The sequence below is a fragment of the Devosia sp. Z11_6 genome, from assembly GCF_058133665.1.
In genome coordinates this window covers 699,970-716,952 of sequence record NZ_JBYUNQ010000001.1, presented here as the reverse complement: position 1 = coordinate 716,952, position 16,983 = coordinate 699,970, and the positions used below count along the sequence as shown (strand labels likewise).

Sequence of the window (16,983 nt, the reverse complement as noted above, 5' to 3'; positions counted from 1 at the left end):
CCGCCCCCATCAACCTATCCAGCCAACACCTTCCAGAGCATGTTGAGCCCGACCAGCACCAGGAACGCCGCGAACAGATAGCGGAGCGTTTTTTGGTCCAGCCGATGCGCCAGCGCCGCCCCATAGGGCGCGAACACCGCTGCAAGCGTTCCCACCAGCACGAGCGCCACCAGGTTGATGTAGCCCAGGCTGAGTGGGGGAAGGCCCGGCACGCCCCAGCCCGAAATGATAAAGCCCAGGGTTCCCGAGACGGCGATGGCCACCCCGATCGCCGCTGAGGTCCCGACCGCGGCATGCATGGTGGCACCAAAGGCGACCAGCGTTGGCACGGTGAGCGAGCCGCCCCCGACCCCCATCAGCGCCGAATTATAGCCAACAATGCTGGCTGCGATCCGGTGCACCAAGCGCGAGCCGTTCAGGTGCCCCATCAAGCGGGTCTGCCAGCTGGACACGATATTGGCGGCGATCAGAAAGGCCATCACCGCAAAAACGATCCGCAAGGCATCGCCGGAAAATAACCCCGCCATCAAACCACCCAGGAATGTCCCCGCGACAATGAATGGCACCCAAAGCTTGAGCGTCGGCACATCCAGCGCCCCACGCGCCAGATGCGCCCGTGCGCTCATCAGGCCGGTGGGAATAATGATGGCGAGCGAGGTACCCACCGCGGCGTGCTGCACCACATCGGCATCGAACCCTAGCAGGAGCAGCGCATTGCTCAATGCCGGCACGATGATGGCACCACCCCCGATCCCCAGCAGACCCGCGGCAAGGCCGGAGAACACCCCGGTCACCATGAGGCCCAGTACGAAGGGCCAGTACCCGACCAGTTCAGTCCAGGCCATCAGCGCTCTCCTGACAGGTGCAGCACGACCTCCCGCCAATGCGGGCGGCGGCGGTGCTCGAACAAAAACAAGCCCTGCCAGGTCCCGAATACCGGGGCGCCGCCCATCACCGGAATACCGATCGAGGTCTGGGTAAGGGCAGTGCGCAGATGCGCCGGCATATCGTCGGGACCCTCGGCGGTATGCACCAGCCAATCCATGCCCTCGGGCACCAGCCGCTCAAAATAGCCCTGCATGTCGGTTTGCACATCCGGATCGGCATTTTCCCCGATCAGCAGCGAGCATGAAGTATGCCGGCAAAACACGGTCAGCAGCCCCGTGCCGACCTCAGCGCGCGTGACCACGTCCCGAGCCTTGGCGGTGAACTCGTAAAGCCCCTGCCCCCGGGTCGGCATCGTCAGCGTTTCAATGATCTGGTGCATGCAAGGTCCACGAGCCTGTTCCCGCCCTAGCATGGCGCCCGTCGCGCCGCCACTGGCCTACGCCGCAATCGCGCCATCTTTGGCTTCAAGACAGTAAGCCGCAGCGCTCCGGTGGAACCACCCCTAACCCCCGGCGTTGCGGGCCTTGCGGGGATAAGAGCATCATCCAGCCAGCTGTCGTTTCGTTCAGAAGCCGTTCATCTGAGATGCTGATGCTTGATGCCAACATTAAAAATTAAAGGAAAAACAGCAATGCGCATCCGAAACTGGCTCCTGACCAGCACGAGCCTGGGCCTTCTGGCCGTTGCCCCATTGAGCGTCTCGGCGCAGGAAAGCGTCGCACCAGCCGAGCTGCCCCAGGCTTGCGTTGACGCCGGGTTCAGCACGCTAGAATCTTGCATCGCCGCGCAGCCCGCCGGCGCCGATGCCGAAGCCGCCCCGGACGAAGAGGAAGCTCCCGCTGCCGACGAAACCACCGAAGAAGCCCCTGCCGAAGAGCCCGCTGTTGTAGACGAGGCGCCGGCTGAGGAGCCTGCCGTCGAGGAAGAAGCTCCGGCCGAAGAACCTGCGGCTGTCGAGCAAGCACCCGCTGAAGAGCCTGCGGTCGAGACGGAAGCCGTCGAAGAACCATCGGTAGACGAAGAAACGGTTGAAGAAGAAACCGTCGAGGAAACCGATCCCGAAGAAACCGTAACCACCCAGGACGTCGCGCCCGAAGCGGGGCCCGCGGCCGCTGAGGAGACCGCTCCGGCAGCCGAAGAGCCTGCTGCTGAAACCGTTGTCACGGAAGAACCCGCGACCGCCGAAGAGCCGGCAGCCGAGCAAACCACCGAGGCCGGTGAAGAGCCAGCCGCTACCACCGGAACCGGCGAACAGCCTGCAACCGAACAGCCCGCCGAAACCACCCCCGAGCTGACCACGCCCGAAGCCACCACCACTGAACAGCCTGCTACCTCGGAGTCGATCGAGACCCTATCGGCCGAAGAACCTGCCGAAGTCATCGAAGATCTGCCCGAAGGCGTCACCCAGGAACAGGTCGCCCCGGTTCTGGACAGCGCCAAGGACGCCGAAACGGCTCCCGTGGAAGGCCAGGCTGCCCCCGAAACTGCAGCACAGCCCGCAGTTGCTGAAGAGCCTGCCGCGCCCCCGCCAACCAGCGATGCGGACGCCCAAGCTCGCCTGGCGGTTCCTGAAGAAGCTGCCGTCCTTGCCGTTCGCGAGGAGCAGGGTCAGGTTATCGAGGCTCAGGCTTTGCCTGCCCAGCAGGTGCCGCAGAACGTCACGGTTGTTAACCAAACCAATGTGGTCAACAACGTCACGAACAACACCACCAACAATACGGCCATCGACAACTCGACCAATATCGGTCAGCAGAACAACGTTCAGCAAAACAACGTTCAGCAGAACAATGTCCAGCAGACCAATTATGGCGATACCTTGACCCAGGTCGTCGTGGAGCTTGGCAACCAGCTTTATGTCAACACTCCCGGCCAGGACACTTCGCGCTTCTACAATGCCAATGAGGACGAGGTCTTCTACGAAGAGCTCCGCAACGGCCGCATCCGCGAAACCGTGACGCGTCCCGACGGCACCCAGATCGTAACCGTGCGCAACCGCAATGGTGACGTGCTGCAGCGCACCCGCATCCGGCCAGACGGCCAGGAAGTCGTGCTCGCCTATTTCGACGAACAGTATGATGACGAACTCCTGGAATGGCGCGACCCGGGTCAGGACCTCCCGCCGCTGCGTCTCAACATTCCGGTGCAGGAATATGTGCTGGATGCCGCCGATGCTGACGAGGAACAGGTTGAAGTGTTCTTCCGCCAGCCACCAGTGGAACAGGTTGCGCGCCTTTACTCCATCGACGAGGTCAAGCGTTCGGCCCGCGTTCGCGACAGCGTGCGCAAGCTCGAAGTGGGCGGTCTGACCTTCGACACCGGTGCTGCCACGATCAGCCAGGACCAGGTTGGCTCGCTGTCCAAGGTCGCGGCCGCGATGCTCGACCTGCTGGAAAGCAACCCGGCTGAAACCTTCCTGATCGAAGGCCACACCGACGCGGTTGGTTCGGACATCTCGAACCTGCAGCTCTCCGATCTTCGCGCCGCCACGGTCGCTCGTATCCTGACCGACTTCTACGACGTGCCCCCTGAGAACCTTGCTACGCAGGGCTATGGCGAACGCTATCTCAAGATCCGCACCGAAGCTCCCGAGCGGGAAAACCGTCGCGTGACGATCCGCCGGATCACGCCGCTCATCACGGTCGCCAACAAGTAATCGGCGTCAGAGCCACTGACTTTGGAAAGGCCGGGCAATGTGCCCGGCCTTTTTCTTTGTCCCGAAGACTCCCGGAACGGCATGATCCTTGTGATCACTTAATCGGGAACGAAAGTAAAAACCTCGCGTTTCTGGACTACGGAACAGCATAGAGGAGTGAGTACTATGGCAAATCCAGAACGCGACACCGTGTATGATACAGACACAACTCGGACCACCTATGTGCGCGAAAGTAGCGGCACTGGCTGGTTCGTCGGCATTATCGTAGCTCTCGCCCTGCTGGCGATTGGCTACCTTGTATTTTCTGCAAACTCCGGCACGTCAACTGCAGTTGATGGCGCAGCGGCGCCCGCAGCTGTCACCGAGCCTGCGGCTGAACCCGCAATGACGGCTCCAGCTCCGGCCATCGAATCGGCTCCCCCCGTTGAAGCTACCCCTGCCCCAGCCGCTCCGGCGACTGATGCAGCCCCTGCTGCTGGCGCTCCAGTGGCTCCATAATAAACTTCAGATACGGTGCCCTTGCACTCCCAAGGCAGGCATCTTCAGGGCCCTGGCATTCGCCGGGGCCCTTCTGTTTGGGCAACAGGAATGCGCCCATTGGGCAGTTACAACCATGTGCGTTCTTGATTGCGCCAGGCAGCAGGGTCATCTCCGGGCGGACGGAAAGGACATCGCATGGAACTTGGACTTTATTCCTTCGCCGAGAACACCCCGGATCTGTTGAACAATGGTCATCTGCAAAGCCCGGCAGAACGGCTGCGTGACCTCCTGGAGGAGATTGAGCTGGCTGATCAGTTGGGCCTCGGCTTTTTCGGCTTGGGCGAACATCACCGGCCTGACTATGTGGCTTCCGCACCCGTAACGATCCTGGCCGCAGCGGCCGCGCGCACCAAATCCATTCGCCTCTCCAGCGCCGTTACCGTGCTGAGCTCGGATGATCCGATCCGCGTCTACCAGCAGTTTGCGACCCTGGATTTGCTCTCGAACGGCCGTGCCGAGATCATGGCCGGGCGAGGCTCGTTCATCGAGAGCTTTCCGCTCTTCGGCTATGACCTCAACGATTACGACGAACTATTTGAGGAAAAGCTTGAACTGCTGCTCAAGCTGCGCGAGGGCGGCAAGGTCGTTTGGCCCGGCAGCAAGCACACGCACGCCATCCCCGGCATAACCGTCTACCCGCAACCTGTGCAACAGCCGCTGCCGCTCTGGATCGCGGTGGGTGGCACTCCAAACTCGGTCGCTCGCGCCGCCTATTACGGCCTGCCCTTGATGATCGCCATCATTGGCGGACAGCCCAGGCAGTTCGCGCCTCTGGTGCAGTTTTATCGCGACACTCTGGCGCAAGTTGGCCGAGAGACCACCCTACCCGTTGGCATCAGCTCGCATGGCTTCATCGCGCAAGACAGCCAGGACGCCCGTGACATCGCCTTTCCCGCCCATAGCGATGCCATGAGCCGGATCGGCAAGGAGCGGGGCTGGTCACCAACCACCCGCGCACAGTTCGAGGCTGGAGCGAGCCCACAGGGAGCCTATGTGATGGGTTCGCCGCAGGAGGTCATCGACAAGATCCTGCAGCAGCATGAATGGTTCAAGCACGACCGTTTCGGGCTGCAGATGAGCGTCGGCACCCTCCCCCATGACAAGGTCATGAAGGCCATCGAGCTTTATGGAACGGTGGTTAAGCCTGCGGTGGACAAAGCCTTGGGCGCGCCTGCCGCGCCATAAAACGCAAGCGCCTACTTGCCGCTGCGGCGGATCGACTTGATCTGCAGCGGCGGCAGGCCCGACTTCTCGGAAATGGCGCGATCTTGCTCCATGATGGCGGCACGCGCCGGCTCATCGCCGTCGAGGCCACCCAACAAGGCTGCGTCGACCTTGCGGTTAGAGCGCTGGCTGCCATCTTCATAGATAACGTCAAACATCACGAATTCACTGCGGGCGGTTGGCTTTCTTGCCATGATAGGTTCTCCTAAACAGCAGCAACCGCCAGGCGCACGGCTGCGCGCCCGGTCCGGTTGCAAAGATTGAAAAAAGGGCTAGCTGAAAATATTCTCGCCCTGTTCGTCGATGATCTGCCGGCCCTTGTTCAAGGCCATCGCAATCAGATCATCCTTGGAGCTCATGCGGTCTGCCCGAACGAACCGATAGGTCTTGAGCTCGCCGCCGACGTCCTTTTCGATGGTCCCGGCCAGCTGATATTCGCTTCCCGCCCGCATCTCGATGGCCCGGATAGTGAAGTCCTTGTAGCTTTCTTCGCCCAGAACCTTGTCCCCCGCCGGCTCAGCCGATGTCTTGGCCCCGCCACCAAAAAGCTTGCTCAGAAACGACATCGCCATCCTCCTTATGGGCGCTGCCGCGCTGGGCGCGGCACAATTAACTCACCGCGCCGCTCCATTTCTTCGCGGAGCCAGCTAGGCGACAGGTCGAAATAGTTCGGCCAGGTCGGCACGCCATTAGCCAGGGCTACGCTGCCGAAATAACGCCGGTCGCGCAGGGGCTCGACCCCCTCGCCTCGCTCGCTCAGCATCTGAGCGGCATCGAAGGTCCCGCTCGAGCCATCCGAGAAGGTGACCACCAGCTTGAATGGCACTATGGCGCGGATCGCCGTAACCTTCAGGCGCTGCACAGCGGACATGGGAAAGCTTGCCTTGCCGACATCAGCATCCCCGCCACCGGCGAGGATGCCCGGTTACACTTAGTTATCAAGGAAGCTGCGCAGCTTGCGGCTGCGGCTGGGATGCTTGAGCTTGCGCAAGGCCTTGGCCTCGATCTGACGGATACGTTCGCGCGTAACCGAGAACTGCTGGCCCACTTCCTCGAGCGTGTGGTCGGTGTTCATGCCAATACCAAAGCGCATGCGCAGCACGCGCTCTTCACGTGGCGTCAGTGACGCCAGCACGCGCGTCGTCGTCTCTCGCAGATTGCTCTGGATAGCCGCGTCGATTGGCTGGATCGCATTCACGTCTTGGATGAAATCGCCCAGGTTTGAGTCTTCCTCGTCCCCGATCGGGGTTTCAAGCGAGATCGGCTCCTTGGCGATCTTGAGCACCTTGCGCACCTTGTCCAAAGGCATCTGCAGCTTTTCGCTGAGCTCCTCCGGCGTTGGTTCGCGCCCGATCTCGTGTAGCATCTGGCGCGAGGTGCGCACGATCTTGTTGATCGTCTCGATCATGTGCACCGGGATACGTATGGTGCGCGCCTGGTCGGCGATCGAGCGGGTAATGGCCTGCCGGATCCACCAGGTCGCATAGGTCGAGAACTTGTAGCCGCGTCGATATTCGAACTTATCGACGGCCTTCATCAGCCCGATATTGCCCTCCTGGATCAGATCCAGGAACTGCAACCCGCGATTGGTGTACTTCTTGGCGATCGAGATCACGAGGCGAAGATTGGCTTCCACCATTTCCTTCTTGGCGATGGCAGCTTCGCGCTCGCCCTTTTGCACCTTGTGCACGATGCGGCGATATTCGCCGATATTGAGGCCAGCTTCGGTCGCCAGCGTCGCCACGTCACCACGAATCTCGCGGATCGTGTCGGCTTCGCGCTTGGCGAACTCAGCCCAGCCCTTGCCATCGAAACTGGCGAGGTTTTCTTCCCAGGCCGGGTTCACTTCCTGGCCGTAATAGCTTTCAAGGAACTTCTCGCGCTTGACGCCATAGCTTTCCGCCAGGCGTAGCAAACGGCCCTCGAGCTTCACCAACCGCTTGTTGATGTCATAAAGCTGCTCGACCAGGTTCTCGATGCGGCCGGCATTGAGCGACAGCGACTTGACGTCGGCGATCACCTCGCCACGCAACTCATCGAGCTGCTTGCGATCGGCATCGCTGACATCGGCGCTGCGGTCCTCAGCATGCCGGTCCTGCATCTCGCGCATCTTGCCATAGGCTTCGGCAATGCGATCGAAGGTCTCCACGACCTGCGGCTTGAGCTCGGCTTCCATCGCCGAGAGCGACAGCGCGTTCTCGAACTCGTCGTCGTCATCGTCGACCGGGTCCTGCGGGGCCTGCGGCTCCTCGGGCACATAGTCGTCATCCTCGCCCGAACCGGCGCGACGCGAGGCCGGCGCAGCCTTGGGCTTTTCAGCGACGCTCTCCATGCGCGGGGCAGCGTTGAGGTTGACGAGGTCGGGCGCGGGAGCGGCCTGCTTGGCATCGGGGCCTGCATAGGTTGCTTCCAGGTCGATGATGTCGCGCAGCAGGATTTCACCTTCGGCGAGCTGATCGCGCCAGATGATGATGGCCTGGAAAGTGAGCGGCGATTCGCACAAGCCTTCGATCATGGTCTCGCGACCAGCCTCGATGCGCTTGGCGATGGCGATTTCGCCCTCGCGGCTCAGCAGCTCGACCGAACCCATTTCGCGCAGATACATGCGCACGGGATCGTCGGTCCGGTCTGAACCGGCCTTGGCATTGGATGTGGTCGCAACCGCGCTGCCGGTGCTGCTGGCAGGCGCGATTTCACCGCCGCCGCCCTCGTCCTCGTCCTTTTCGACTTCGGTTTCTTCGACCTCGTCCTCATCAACGACATTAATGCCCATGTCCGAGAACATCGACATGATGTCCTCGATCTGCTCGGAGGAAACTTCCTCCGAGGGCATAACCGCATTGAGTTCTTCGTAAGTCACATAGCCGCGCTTCTTGGCGACCTTGATGAGCTTTTTGACGGCGGCATCGGATAGGTCGAGTAGCGGGCTGTCATTCGTCGCCTCGGGGGCGCCGGCTTCCGGCTTCTCGGTTTCCTTGGTGGTCTTGGTAGCTGCCTTAGTGGCCATCTGGTACTCCTCGGGACCCGCTGCAGGCGAGTGCCGGTAAGGTCTTTAAGTGGTGACACCTCAAAGCGCGGTAAAGGTGCGGTAGCTCAAGCGTTAACGCCGCGGCGCGCTACCGGGTTCGCTTCGGGTTCTTCACATATGCAAAATTGCGCGTACCCGCGGCATTTAGGGAGAAACCCTAAAAACTGCGTGTCGCGCGTCCCGATAGCGAACCAAATCCTTCTATCAGTGCCTCTGTGCCATCGACAGTGGTTATCTGGTTCTTGATGTCGCGCAGCCTTTCAAAGGTCTCTTCGCTCGGGTCATCGCCCAGCGCCGCTTCGGCTGCCTTGAGTTCCTTATTTAGCTGAACTTTCTTGTTATGCAAGGCCAGCGCGTGACTCAATCCAGTTTCCGCGTCAATAAGGGCAATCTCCAGCCCGATCTGCCAGACGCCCTGCCCCTGCAGGACTTGCTCCATTCGTTCCAAGGCTGGCCCAAATCCGCGAATGCTCAGTGCCGATTTAAGATCGGCCGCCGAAATATCGTGGTGCCGTACCACCAGCCGCAAGATTTCGCTTAGCGCATTGCGAGCCGAAGGAGTCTCAAAGTCGAGCGCCGCCAGCGCTTCGAACTTGTCTTCCACCAATGCGGGATGATTGACCAGACTAAGGATGATCGCTGCCTCGCGCGGCGTTGCCTCGGCGGCAAGACCTGGCTTCAGCAACCGCGAATTGCGCAACGTATCGGACACGACCACCCGCGGTGAGCCGCGACCCGACCGAGCATACCCGCCAGCACCGTAGGGCGATCGCTTCTCGCCTCCGCCACCCCGCCGTTCATAGCCTCCCGAGCGCACAGGCGAGAAGAACGCCTTCAAACGCTCATCAAATGCCTGCGCGTAATGAAAGCGCACCGAACTGTCGCCGATGGAATTGGCGCGCTCGCGCAGTCGCGCCTGCAATGCTGCCCGCTCCTCGGGCGCTTCGGGCACCAACCCACCCGTTTCCAGGCTCCAGATCACATCCGACAAGCTGCGCGCCCGCTCGATCACATCGGCAAAGGCCGCCCTGCCCTGCGCCTTGATCAGGTCATCGGGATCCTGCCCTTCCGGCAACGTCGCAATCTTCACGGTTTGACCGGGCTTGAGGTGCGGCAGCACCATTTCCGCCGCGCGCTGCGCTGCTTTCTGGCCCGCCGCATCGCCGTCAAAACACAGCACCGGCGTATCGCTCAGGCGCCAAAGCAGCTGCAGATGCTCCTCGGTCAGAGCCGTCCCTAAGGGCGCCACCGTCCCTTCAAAGCCGGCGCTGACCGCGGCAATCACATCGAGATAACCCTCGACCACGATCACCGTCGCTCCGTCATGGGCGGCCTGTCGGGCCGTGTGGCCGTTGTAAAGCGTCTGGCGCTTCTTGAAGAGCTCCGTTTCGGGCGAATTGAGGTACTTTGCCGGCACATCCGCCGACAGCGCCCGCCCGCCAAAGGCGATGATGCGCCCACGAAAATCGGTGATCGGGAACATCAGCCGATTGCGGAAGCGATCATAGGGCATGGGATCATTGTCGCGCGTCGCCACGAGCCCCGTTTCGAGCATCTGCTGGCCCGATACGCCATTGGCCGCCAGATGCTCCTTGAGCCCATTGCGGCTATCGGGTGCAAAACCCAGCCGGAACCGCGCCTGGCTGGCGGCTGAAACGCCCCGCTCATGCAGATAGCCCCGCGCCCGCGCGCCGATATTGTGATGCAGCGCCGCCTCGAAATACTTGGCGGCCAGCTCCATCACATCCATCAGCGTGCGCTGCTGCGCGGCTCGCTTCTCCTGACGCTCGTCGCGCGCCGGCATCGGCACGCCAGCCATCCCAGCCAGCCGCTCTACCGCTTCGGGGAAGCTCAACCCGGCTTTTTCCACGAGGAAGCGAAAATGGTCCCCGCTCACCCCGCAGCCAAAGCAATGATAGATGCCGCGCCGGTCATCAGCGTGAAAGCTGGGCGATTTTTCGCCATGAAACGGGCAACAGGCCCACATGTCGCCCTTGCCCGGCTGCGACTTGCGCTTATCCCAAATGACGTGCTCGCCTACCACCTGCGTTATCGGCAGGCGCTGACGGATTTCATCCAGGAACTGATCGGAAAAGCGCATAGCCGCTAGGTAAGCACTGGCTTGACCGATGTCACGTCCTCAGCGGTTTTCCACAGCCTCAGGCGCGCTTGCTGCGCTGATACAGCCGCCAGGCCCAGCCAAACAGGCCACAGGCGAATAGCACCAGCATGATGCCGCCCAACACCACCATCACGCTTGAACTGACAAGGGGAAAAACCAGAAACACCAGACCAAGCACCACATAGGCGATGCCCGACAGCAGCACCGGCCAGATGCGCGCGTAGATTTCACGCTCGCGAATGATGACGACGATTTGCATGATCCCCACCAGCAGCGCCGCCAGCCCGACAAGGCTCGCGAGGAACGTCGCCGTTAAAATCGTGGCGACCAGCGGGCTGAGCAGAATCAACACACCAAGAAGCAGCGACAAGGCATTGGAAATAACGTCGAACCAGTAATTGCCGCTCTTGCCGCCACCAAACGTGAGGCTCCACAAACCCAGGGCGCCGTCGACGATCAGAATAATGCCGCCGGCCAGCACCAGCACCGTCAGCGCATCGCCCGGCGCCAGGATCGCATAAAGCCCCGCCAGCAACATGATGAGGCCGCGCAAGGCGGTAATCGCCGCAAAGCGCCGCTTGATTTCTCCATTAATCGCCATCAAAAGATCTCCCGGCCGGCCCCGCTGCCAGCACCCCACTCTAGCGCGGCGCAAGCCATCGGTCACCCTTGCCCTGGTTGCCGCCGAGCCACTGCGACCCTGATGTGGATTGCCCTGCCGCTTCGGGCATGGTTTGTCGCCCCGCCCCATCCATGCCGAGGTTTGCTTTGATGTCGTTGCCGCTGCTCGCCCTGTTTCTTGCGGCATTTGCCTTCGGCACCGCCGAATTCGTCATCGCCGGCATTCTGCCTGATGTCGCCACCGATCTCGGCGTTTCGGTTCCGGTCGCCGGCTACCTCATCTCGGGCTACGCCATCGGCATCGCCATAGGTGGCCCCCTCCTTGCGCTCCTGACCAATCGCATGTCGCGCAAGACCCTGATCCTTCTTCTAGGCGCCGTGTTCACCCTGGGACAGGCGCTCTGCGCCATCGCGCCCAACTTCGAGCTCTTGATGGCGGCGCGGGTGATCGTCTCGGTCGTGCATGGCGCCTATTTCGGCATCGCCGCCGTGGTCGCAGTGACCTTGGTCGCGCCCGAACGGCGCGGCTTTGCCGTCGCCCTGATCCTGTCGGGCCTCACCGTCTCCAATATTCTTGGCGTGCCCGGCGGGACCGCGATCGGCAATGCCCTGGGCTGGCGCGCCACCTTCTGGACCGTGGGCGCTATCGGGTTTGTCGCCACGCTGGCAACCGCCTTTTTCCTGCCCGCCGCCCCCGGCGTTCAGGCCGCTGCGGGCAGTTTCAAGCGCGAGTTCCGCGCGCTCGGGCGACAAGCCATTATCTGCTCGCTGCTGATCGTCGTTCTGGTGATGATCGGCCAATACAGCCTCTTCACCTTCATCGCCCCGCTCCTGCTCGAAGTCACCCAACTCGAACCCGGCGTCGTGCCGTGGGTGCTGCTGCTCTTCGGCATCGGCTCCACCATTGGCGTTTTCATCGGCGGCCGCCTCGCCGACTGGAAACTCATGCCATCGCTGATCGGCATCATGGTGCTGCAGGCCAGCGTTTATGCAGCCCTCTATCTCGCCAGCCCCGTCCCCTGGTTGATGGCCATCACGGTGATCGCTTGGGGCGGCGTCAACTTCGCCTTCGGCTCACCCGTGCAGTCCCGCATTCTCGCTTGGGCCGGCGATGCGCCCAATCTGGCCTCGGCCCTGGTGCCCACCGGCTTCAATATCGGCATTGCGATCGGCGCGGTGCTGGGCGGCACCTTGCTCGAGCACGGCTTTGGGTACCGCAACCTCCCCCTGATCGGGGTCGCGGCGTTGCTGCTGGCGCTGGCCATTGCAGTTCTCTCCTATGCGTGGGAGCGCCACGGCGGTGAAGTGCCGCCCGGCGCGCCTGCCGCCGCCTGAGGACCGCCGGGCGGACCTTTTTAAAGAGCTGCTGCGTCGCGCTGATGACGCTCTTTATTAGTCCGAAGCGGGCGGGCCGGACTGCGTTTAAGACCCCACTGCCGGGCGCCGGCTAGTGGCCTAGGCCGACAGCGCAGCCTTCACCTTGCCGCTGGCTTTGCCGAAATCAATCCGTCCGGGATAGTCAGCCTTAAGCTGGGCGATGACCTTGCCCATGTCCTTGGGTCCCTCGGCGCCCGTAGCCGCAATGGCGGCCTTGATGGCGCTGTCCACCTCATCCTCCGTGAGTCCTTTGGGCAGGAACTCATTGAGAATATCGATTTCTTCCTTTTCCACCGTGGCCAGGTCCGCGCGTCCCGCCTGCGCATAAATGGCAAAGCTTTCTTCCCGCTGCTTGACCATCTTCTGGATGATGGCGAGCACTTCCTCATTGGTCGCCGGCCCGCGATTGTCCTGGCGGATCGCGATATCCTTGTCCTTGATGGCCGCACTGATCGCCCGGAGCGTGGCCGTCCGGCGCTGGTCCCGTGCCTTGAGCGCAGTTTTCAGGGCTTCGCTGATGGTCTCGCGCACACTCGATCTCCTCTTGCCATGCAATTCTGCCGGCCCATATAGGCGTAAACAAAGCCGTGCGCCACTTGCGCGGTCCCGTGGCTCCTTCTAGAAGGAGACCTCAATCGACATTGCCAAGAACCCTGGAGGCCCACCGTGACCGGCTGGCAGCAATCCCCCGCGACCGCCCTTTTGATCCTTGCGGATGGTACCCGTCTTGAGGGGCGCGGAATCGGAGCCACGGGCCAGGCCGCCGGCGAAGTGTGCTTCAACACCGCCATGACCGGCTACCAGGAAGTGCTGACCGATCCCTCCTATGCCGGGCAGATCATCACCTTCACCTTCCCCCATATCGGCAATGTCGGCACCAACGACGAAGACATCGAGATGGTCAACCAGGCCGCTCTGTCGGGCGTGCGGGGCGTCGTGCTCAAGGCCGATATCACCAATCCTTCCAATTACCGGGCCGCTGAAAAGCTCGACGCCTGGCTCAAGAAGCGCAACATCATCGGCATTGCCGGTATCGACACGCGCGCCCTGACCGCCAAGATCCGGGAAGGCGGCATGCCCAATGGCGTGATCGCCCACCAGCCCGACGGCGCCTTTGACGATGCGGTCATTACCGCCGAACTCAACGCCTTCCCCGGCCTTGAAGGGCTCGACCTGGCCAAGGAAGTCACCACCGCCCAAACCTATCATTGGTCCGAGACCGGCTGGAAATGGGGCGAAGGCTATGCCGAAGTCACCGATCCGGCCTTCCACATCGTCGCCATCGACTACGGCGCCAAGCGCAACATTCTGCGTTGCCTGGCCGATCAGGGCGCCCGCGTCACTGTCCTGCCCGCGACCGCCACGGCCGAGGATGTGATGGCCTACCAGCCCGACGGCATTTTCCTGTCCAACGGCCCCGGCGATCCCGCGGCGACCGGCGAATATGCCGTGCCCACCATCCAGAAGCTGATGGATACCGGCAAGCCGGTCTTTGGCATCTGCCTTGGCCACCAGCTGCTCGGCCTTGCCCTGGGCGGCAAGACCTCCAAGATGCACCAGGGTCATCACGGCGCCAATCACCCGGTCAAGGACCTCACGACCGGCAAGGTCGAGATCACCTCGATGAACCACGGCTTTGCCGTTGATTCCGCGAGCCTGCCCGCCGGCGTGACCCAGACCCATATCTCCCTGTTCGATGGCTCCAACGCCGGCCTGGCGGTCGAGGGCAAGCCGATCTTTTCTGTACAATACCACCCCGAAGCCAGCCCCGGCCCGCGCGACAGCCATTACCTGTTCACGCGCTTTCTCAACCATGTGCGCGAGCAAAAGGGCATGGCCCCCGAGCCCGAACACAAGCAGCCCGGCGTCTAAGGGCACCTAAGTCTCACGCGAGGAAGCGTTTCGCCTCATGAACCGTAGCGATTTCCTCGCGGGCCTGCGCAGTGGCTTTGTGGTGGCCGTCTCCTCGGCGCCGTTCGCGGTGCTGTTTGGGGCGGTCGCGGTCGACAATGGCCTGAGCGTTCTCGATGTCGGCCTCATGAGCGCCCTCGTTTTTGCGGGCGCCAGCCAGCTCGTTGGCATCGAGCTTTTCGGCAGCCACGTTCCAGCCTGGCTGATTGTTCTGTCGATCCTCGCGGTGAACTTTCGGCACGTGCTCTATTCGGCGGCGCTGGCGCCGATGTTCAGCCGCTACAGCCCCATGCAGCGGCTACTCGCTTTCTTTCTCCTCACCGATCCGCAATATGCCGACGCCATCCGGCGCTCCGAGACAAACCAGTCGCTCAGCTTCACCTGGTATCTCACCTTCGGCCTTGTGGTCTGGCTGCAATGGGTGGTGTTCTCCGTCCTTGGCGCCTGGTTCGGCGGCCTGCTCGGCGACCCCCGCACCTTCGCCATCGACGTGCTGCTGCCCATCTATTTCCTTGGTCTCGTGGTCACTTTCCGCCGGCGGACCGGCTTTTATCCGGTTGTGCTCGCCAGCATGACGGGCGCCGTGCTCGCCTATCACTTCGTCGGCTCCCCCTGGCATGTCAGCATCGGCGCAGTCCTCGGCATCCTTGTTGCCGTGCTGCTGCCCGCTCCGCTGGCGCAGGCTAGGTCTTCCGTAGCGCCGGAGGCGCACTGATGGGGGTCGATGCTGGAATGCTGGCCCTGATTGCTGCGGCTGCAGTGGCCACCTACCTGACCCGAATTGGCGGCTATGTGCTGATCACCCGGCTCCACACCATCCCGCCCCGCCTGCAGGCAGCGCTGGATGCCGTTCCGGCGGCCGTGCTGACAACCCTGTTCGCTCCGGCCTTCTTCAATGGCGGCTGGGACGTCAAACTCGCCCTGCTGGTCGCGGGCCTCGTGTCGCTGCGCTATCCCGGCCTCATCATGCTGTTTGCCGGCTGGGCCACCGCCATGGTCGCCCGGCACCTGCTCGGCCTTTAAGCACGCCTGGCGACTAGCGCCACCGGTCTACCAGTGCTCCAGTCTTGCCGGTCACCGGATCGCTTTCCGGCAGCGGCAGCTTGGCGATGGTTTCATCGGCCTTGGGTCGATCATCGGGCTGCCCGCGCAGCGTATCCCATTGCTCTTCGCCTGGTGGATAAGCGCCCACCACCATGAAGTCAGTGCTCGCCAGCATCCGCTGATGCGCCACCCCGGCGGGGATCACCACCACGTCGCCCGCCTCCACCTTCACTTCGGCCCCGCTCGGTCCCCCCAGGCGCAGGGTTGCATTTCCCTCAGCCACGCCAAGGCATTCATGCGCGTTGGAATGATAATGGTGGAACGTGAACACCGTGTCGCGCCATTTGGGCGGCCAGCCATTACGCTCGAACAAGCGCTCCAGCGCCGGCGCGCCGTCTTCGGGCTTGACCGCGCCACGATACACCAGCACCGGCAGCCGGCTATTAGGAAACACGCCGTCATCGGCGAGCAGCAACTCTTCCGGCTCAAGCATTAGATACGCGCCGAGAAAGTGTCGCAATCGGCCGGATCCCCCGAACGGTAACCGCGGTCAAACCAGTTACGGCGCTGCTCGGATGTGCCGTGATTGAAGGTCTTGGGCACGACGAACCCCTGCGAGCGCATCTGCAGCGTATCATCCCCAATCTGCTCGGCCGCATTGAGCGCTTCTTCAAAGTCGCCCGTTTCCAGCAGGTTTTGCTGCCCCGCATAGTTTGCCCACACCCCGGCATAGCAATCGGCCTGCAATTCGATGCGCACCGAATAAGCATTGGCATCTTCCTGGCTCATGCTCTGCCGGCGCTGGTTGAATTCGGGGAGGATGCCGGTCAGGTTCTGCACATGGTGGCCAACTTCATGGGCCAGCACATAGGCCTGGGCAAAGTCGCCGGGCGCGCCAAACTGCCGGTGCAGCTGATCATAAAAGCTCAGATCGATATACACCCGCTGGTCGCCGGGGCAATAAAACGGACCCGTGCTCGAATCGGCTGTGCCACACGCGGTGTTGACCACATCGGTGAACAGCACGACGCGTGGCTCCACATATTCCGCGCCTTGGGCGGTGAACACCTCGGTCCAGAGATCCTCGGTTTCCTTGACCACCACGCCCACAAAATCGGCGAGTTCATCCTCGCCCTGCGTGGGCAGACTGCGCGACGAACTTTGCGCCGGAACCCCGCCGGTGCTCGACCCGCCCGTGAGCATATCGAGCGGATTCTGCCCAGTCGCAAACCAGAGGATGCCCAGCACGACGATGGTGCCAAACAGCCCCAGGCCACCGCCCGTGCGGCCGCCCATTGGAATGCGAATACCACCGCCCCGTCCAAGTCCGCCCAGCCCGCCGCCACGACGGCCGCCAAAACCGCCGCCCTGCCCGCGCCGGTCCTCGATATTGGAGCTACGATTTCTTCCTTGCCACTTCATGCTGGATCCTTGCGCGGGGCGTAACAATGCCTGCCACCATAAGCCTTGGAGGAGGATGTGAGTTCCCCCGCGGCCCTGATGCGCCAAATTGACCCGTCCCGACAGAAGGCCTAGCCTGCTCCTGCCGCTGTCATCGCAGCGTCACGGCGACAC

The 16,983-nt window shown here is 62.4% G+C and carries 17 protein-coding genes; 6 read left to right on the top strand and 11 right to left on the bottom strand.

Translation table 11 applies throughout. The features are described 5' to 3' along the window. Positions 1 to 14 precede the first annotated feature (14 nt). Positions 15 to 845, bottom strand: a complete 831-nt coding sequence (locus tag AC3YMN_RS03405) for a sulfite exporter TauE/SafE family protein (RefSeq protein WP_489888929.1) — start codon at positions 843 to 845, stop codon at positions 15 to 17. Beyond that, positions 845 to 1,267: a secondary thiamine-phosphate synthase enzyme YjbQ gene (locus tag AC3YMN_RS03400; protein ID WP_489888928.1), complete on the bottom strand. Its 423-nt coding sequence runs from the start codon at positions 1,265 to 1,267 to the stop codon at positions 845 to 847. Before AC3YMN_RS03400 ends, AC3YMN_RS03405 begins: the two co-directional genes overlap by 1 nt. A gap of 252 nt (positions 1,268 to 1,519) precedes the next feature. Here AC3YMN_RS03400 and AC3YMN_RS03395 point away from each other — a divergent pair, with 252 nt between their 5' ends. Together AC3YMN_RS03395 and AC3YMN_RS03390 are read left to right on the top strand one after the other, a co-directional pair. Continuing rightward, positions 1,520 to 3,541 (top strand): OmpA family protein, encoded by a 2,022-nt coding sequence (locus AC3YMN_RS03395; RefSeq protein ID WP_489888927.1) that lies wholly within the window; start codon positions 1,520 to 1,522, stop codon positions 3,539 to 3,541. A 675-nt stretch (positions 3,542 to 4,216) separates the two neighbouring features. Then, the gene (locus AC3YMN_RS03390) at positions 4,217 to 5,266 is read left to right on the top strand and encodes an LLM class flavin-dependent oxidoreductase (protein ID WP_489888926.1); all 1,050 of its coding nucleotides are present in this window, start codon (positions 4,217 to 4,219) and stop codon (positions 5,264 to 5,266) included. An 11-nt stretch (positions 5,267 to 5,277) separates the two neighbouring features. Here the strand turns inward: AC3YMN_RS03390 and AC3YMN_RS03385 are convergent, their stop codons facing one another. The 6 genes from AC3YMN_RS03385 to AC3YMN_RS03360 form a co-directional block, all read right to left on the bottom strand. Next, positions 5,278 to 5,499 carry a hypothetical protein gene (locus AC3YMN_RS03385; protein WP_127753654.1) on the bottom strand — a complete coding sequence of 74 codons (222 nt, stop codon included), beginning with the start codon at positions 5,497 to 5,499 and terminating at the stop codon, positions 5,278 to 5,280. A 78-nt stretch (positions 5,500 to 5,577) separates the two neighbouring features. Then, positions 5,578 to 5,871, bottom strand: a complete 294-nt coding sequence (locus AC3YMN_RS03380; RefSeq protein WP_489888925.1) for an HlyU family transcriptional regulator — start codon at positions 5,869 to 5,871, stop codon at positions 5,578 to 5,580. Between the two features lie 11 nt (positions 5,872 to 5,882). After that, on the bottom strand, positions 5,883 to 6,176 hold the full coding sequence (locus AC3YMN_RS03375) for a DUF2442 domain-containing protein (RefSeq protein ID WP_127753656.1): 294 nt from the start codon (positions 6,174 to 6,176) through the stop codon (positions 5,883 to 5,885). A 60-nt stretch (positions 6,177 to 6,236) separates the two neighbouring features. Next, complete coding sequence (gene rpoD / locus AC3YMN_RS03370) at positions 6,237 to 8,312, bottom strand: RNA polymerase sigma factor RpoD (protein WP_489888924.1); 2,076 nt, start codon at positions 8,310 to 8,312, stop codon at positions 6,237 to 6,239. A 178-nt stretch (positions 8,313 to 8,490) separates the two neighbouring features. Continuing rightward, positions 8,491 to 10,434: a DNA primase gene (gene dnaG, locus AC3YMN_RS03365; protein ID WP_489888923.1), complete on the bottom strand. Its 1,944-nt coding sequence runs from the start codon at positions 10,432 to 10,434 to the stop codon at positions 8,491 to 8,493. A 58-nt stretch (positions 10,435 to 10,492) separates the two neighbouring features. Then, on the bottom strand, positions 10,493 to 11,056 hold the full coding sequence (locus tag AC3YMN_RS03360) for an HdeD family acid-resistance protein (protein WP_164854848.1): 564 nt from the start codon (positions 11,054 to 11,056) through the stop codon (positions 10,493 to 10,495). A 170-nt stretch (positions 11,057 to 11,226) separates the two neighbouring features. Between AC3YMN_RS03360 and AC3YMN_RS03355 the strand changes: the two genes are divergently transcribed. Continuing rightward, a complete protein-coding gene (locus AC3YMN_RS03355; RefSeq protein WP_489888922.1) occupies positions 11,227 to 12,411 on the top strand; it encodes an MFS transporter in 1,185 nt (394 codons plus the stop codon). A gap of 120 nt (positions 12,412 to 12,531) precedes the next feature. Here the strand turns inward: AC3YMN_RS03355 and AC3YMN_RS03350 are convergent, their stop codons facing one another. Next, positions 12,532 to 12,984 carry a GatB/YqeY domain-containing protein gene (locus tag AC3YMN_RS03350; RefSeq protein ID WP_127753661.1) on the bottom strand — a complete coding sequence of 151 codons (453 nt, stop codon included), beginning with the start codon at positions 12,982 to 12,984 and terminating at the stop codon, positions 12,532 to 12,534. A gap of 135 nt (positions 12,985 to 13,119) precedes the next feature. On the opposite strand from AC3YMN_RS03350, the gene carA reads away from it, so the two are divergent. Genes carA through AC3YMN_RS03335 form a run of 3 tightly spaced genes read left to right on the top strand, consistent with a single transcriptional unit; the run spans position 13,120 to position 15,387 of the window. Then, on the top strand, positions 13,120 to 14,325 hold the full coding sequence (gene carA / locus AC3YMN_RS03345) for a glutamine-hydrolyzing carbamoyl-phosphate synthase small subunit (RefSeq protein WP_489888921.1): 1,206 nt from the start codon (positions 13,120 to 13,122) through the stop codon (positions 14,323 to 14,325). 37 nt (positions 14,326 to 14,362) lie between these two features. Further along, on the top strand, positions 14,363 to 15,079 hold the full coding sequence (locus AC3YMN_RS03340) for an AzlC family ABC transporter permease (protein WP_127753663.1): 717 nt from the start codon (positions 14,363 to 14,365) through the stop codon (positions 15,077 to 15,079). Further along, positions 15,079 to 15,387, top strand: a complete 309-nt coding sequence (locus AC3YMN_RS03335; protein ID WP_127753664.1) for an AzlD family protein — start codon at positions 15,079 to 15,081, stop codon at positions 15,385 to 15,387. Before AC3YMN_RS03340 ends, AC3YMN_RS03335 begins: the two co-directional genes overlap by 1 nt. A 13-nt stretch (positions 15,388 to 15,400) precedes the next feature. On the opposite strand, the gene AC3YMN_RS03330 is transcribed toward AC3YMN_RS03335, so the two are convergent. After that, the gene (locus AC3YMN_RS03330; protein ID WP_489888920.1) at positions 15,401 to 15,901 is read right to left on the bottom strand and encodes a cupin domain-containing protein; all 501 of its coding nucleotides are present in this window, start codon (positions 15,899 to 15,901) and stop codon (positions 15,401 to 15,403) included. Further along, positions 15,901 to 16,830, bottom strand: coding sequence for a KPN_02809 family neutral zinc metallopeptidase (ypfJ, locus tag AC3YMN_RS03325; RefSeq protein WP_127753665.1), 930 nt, complete (start codon positions 16,828 to 16,830; stop codon positions 15,901 to 15,903). The genes AC3YMN_RS03330 and ypfJ overlap by 1 nt, the downstream gene beginning before the upstream one ends. Positions 16,831 to 16,983: the final 153 nt, after the last annotated feature.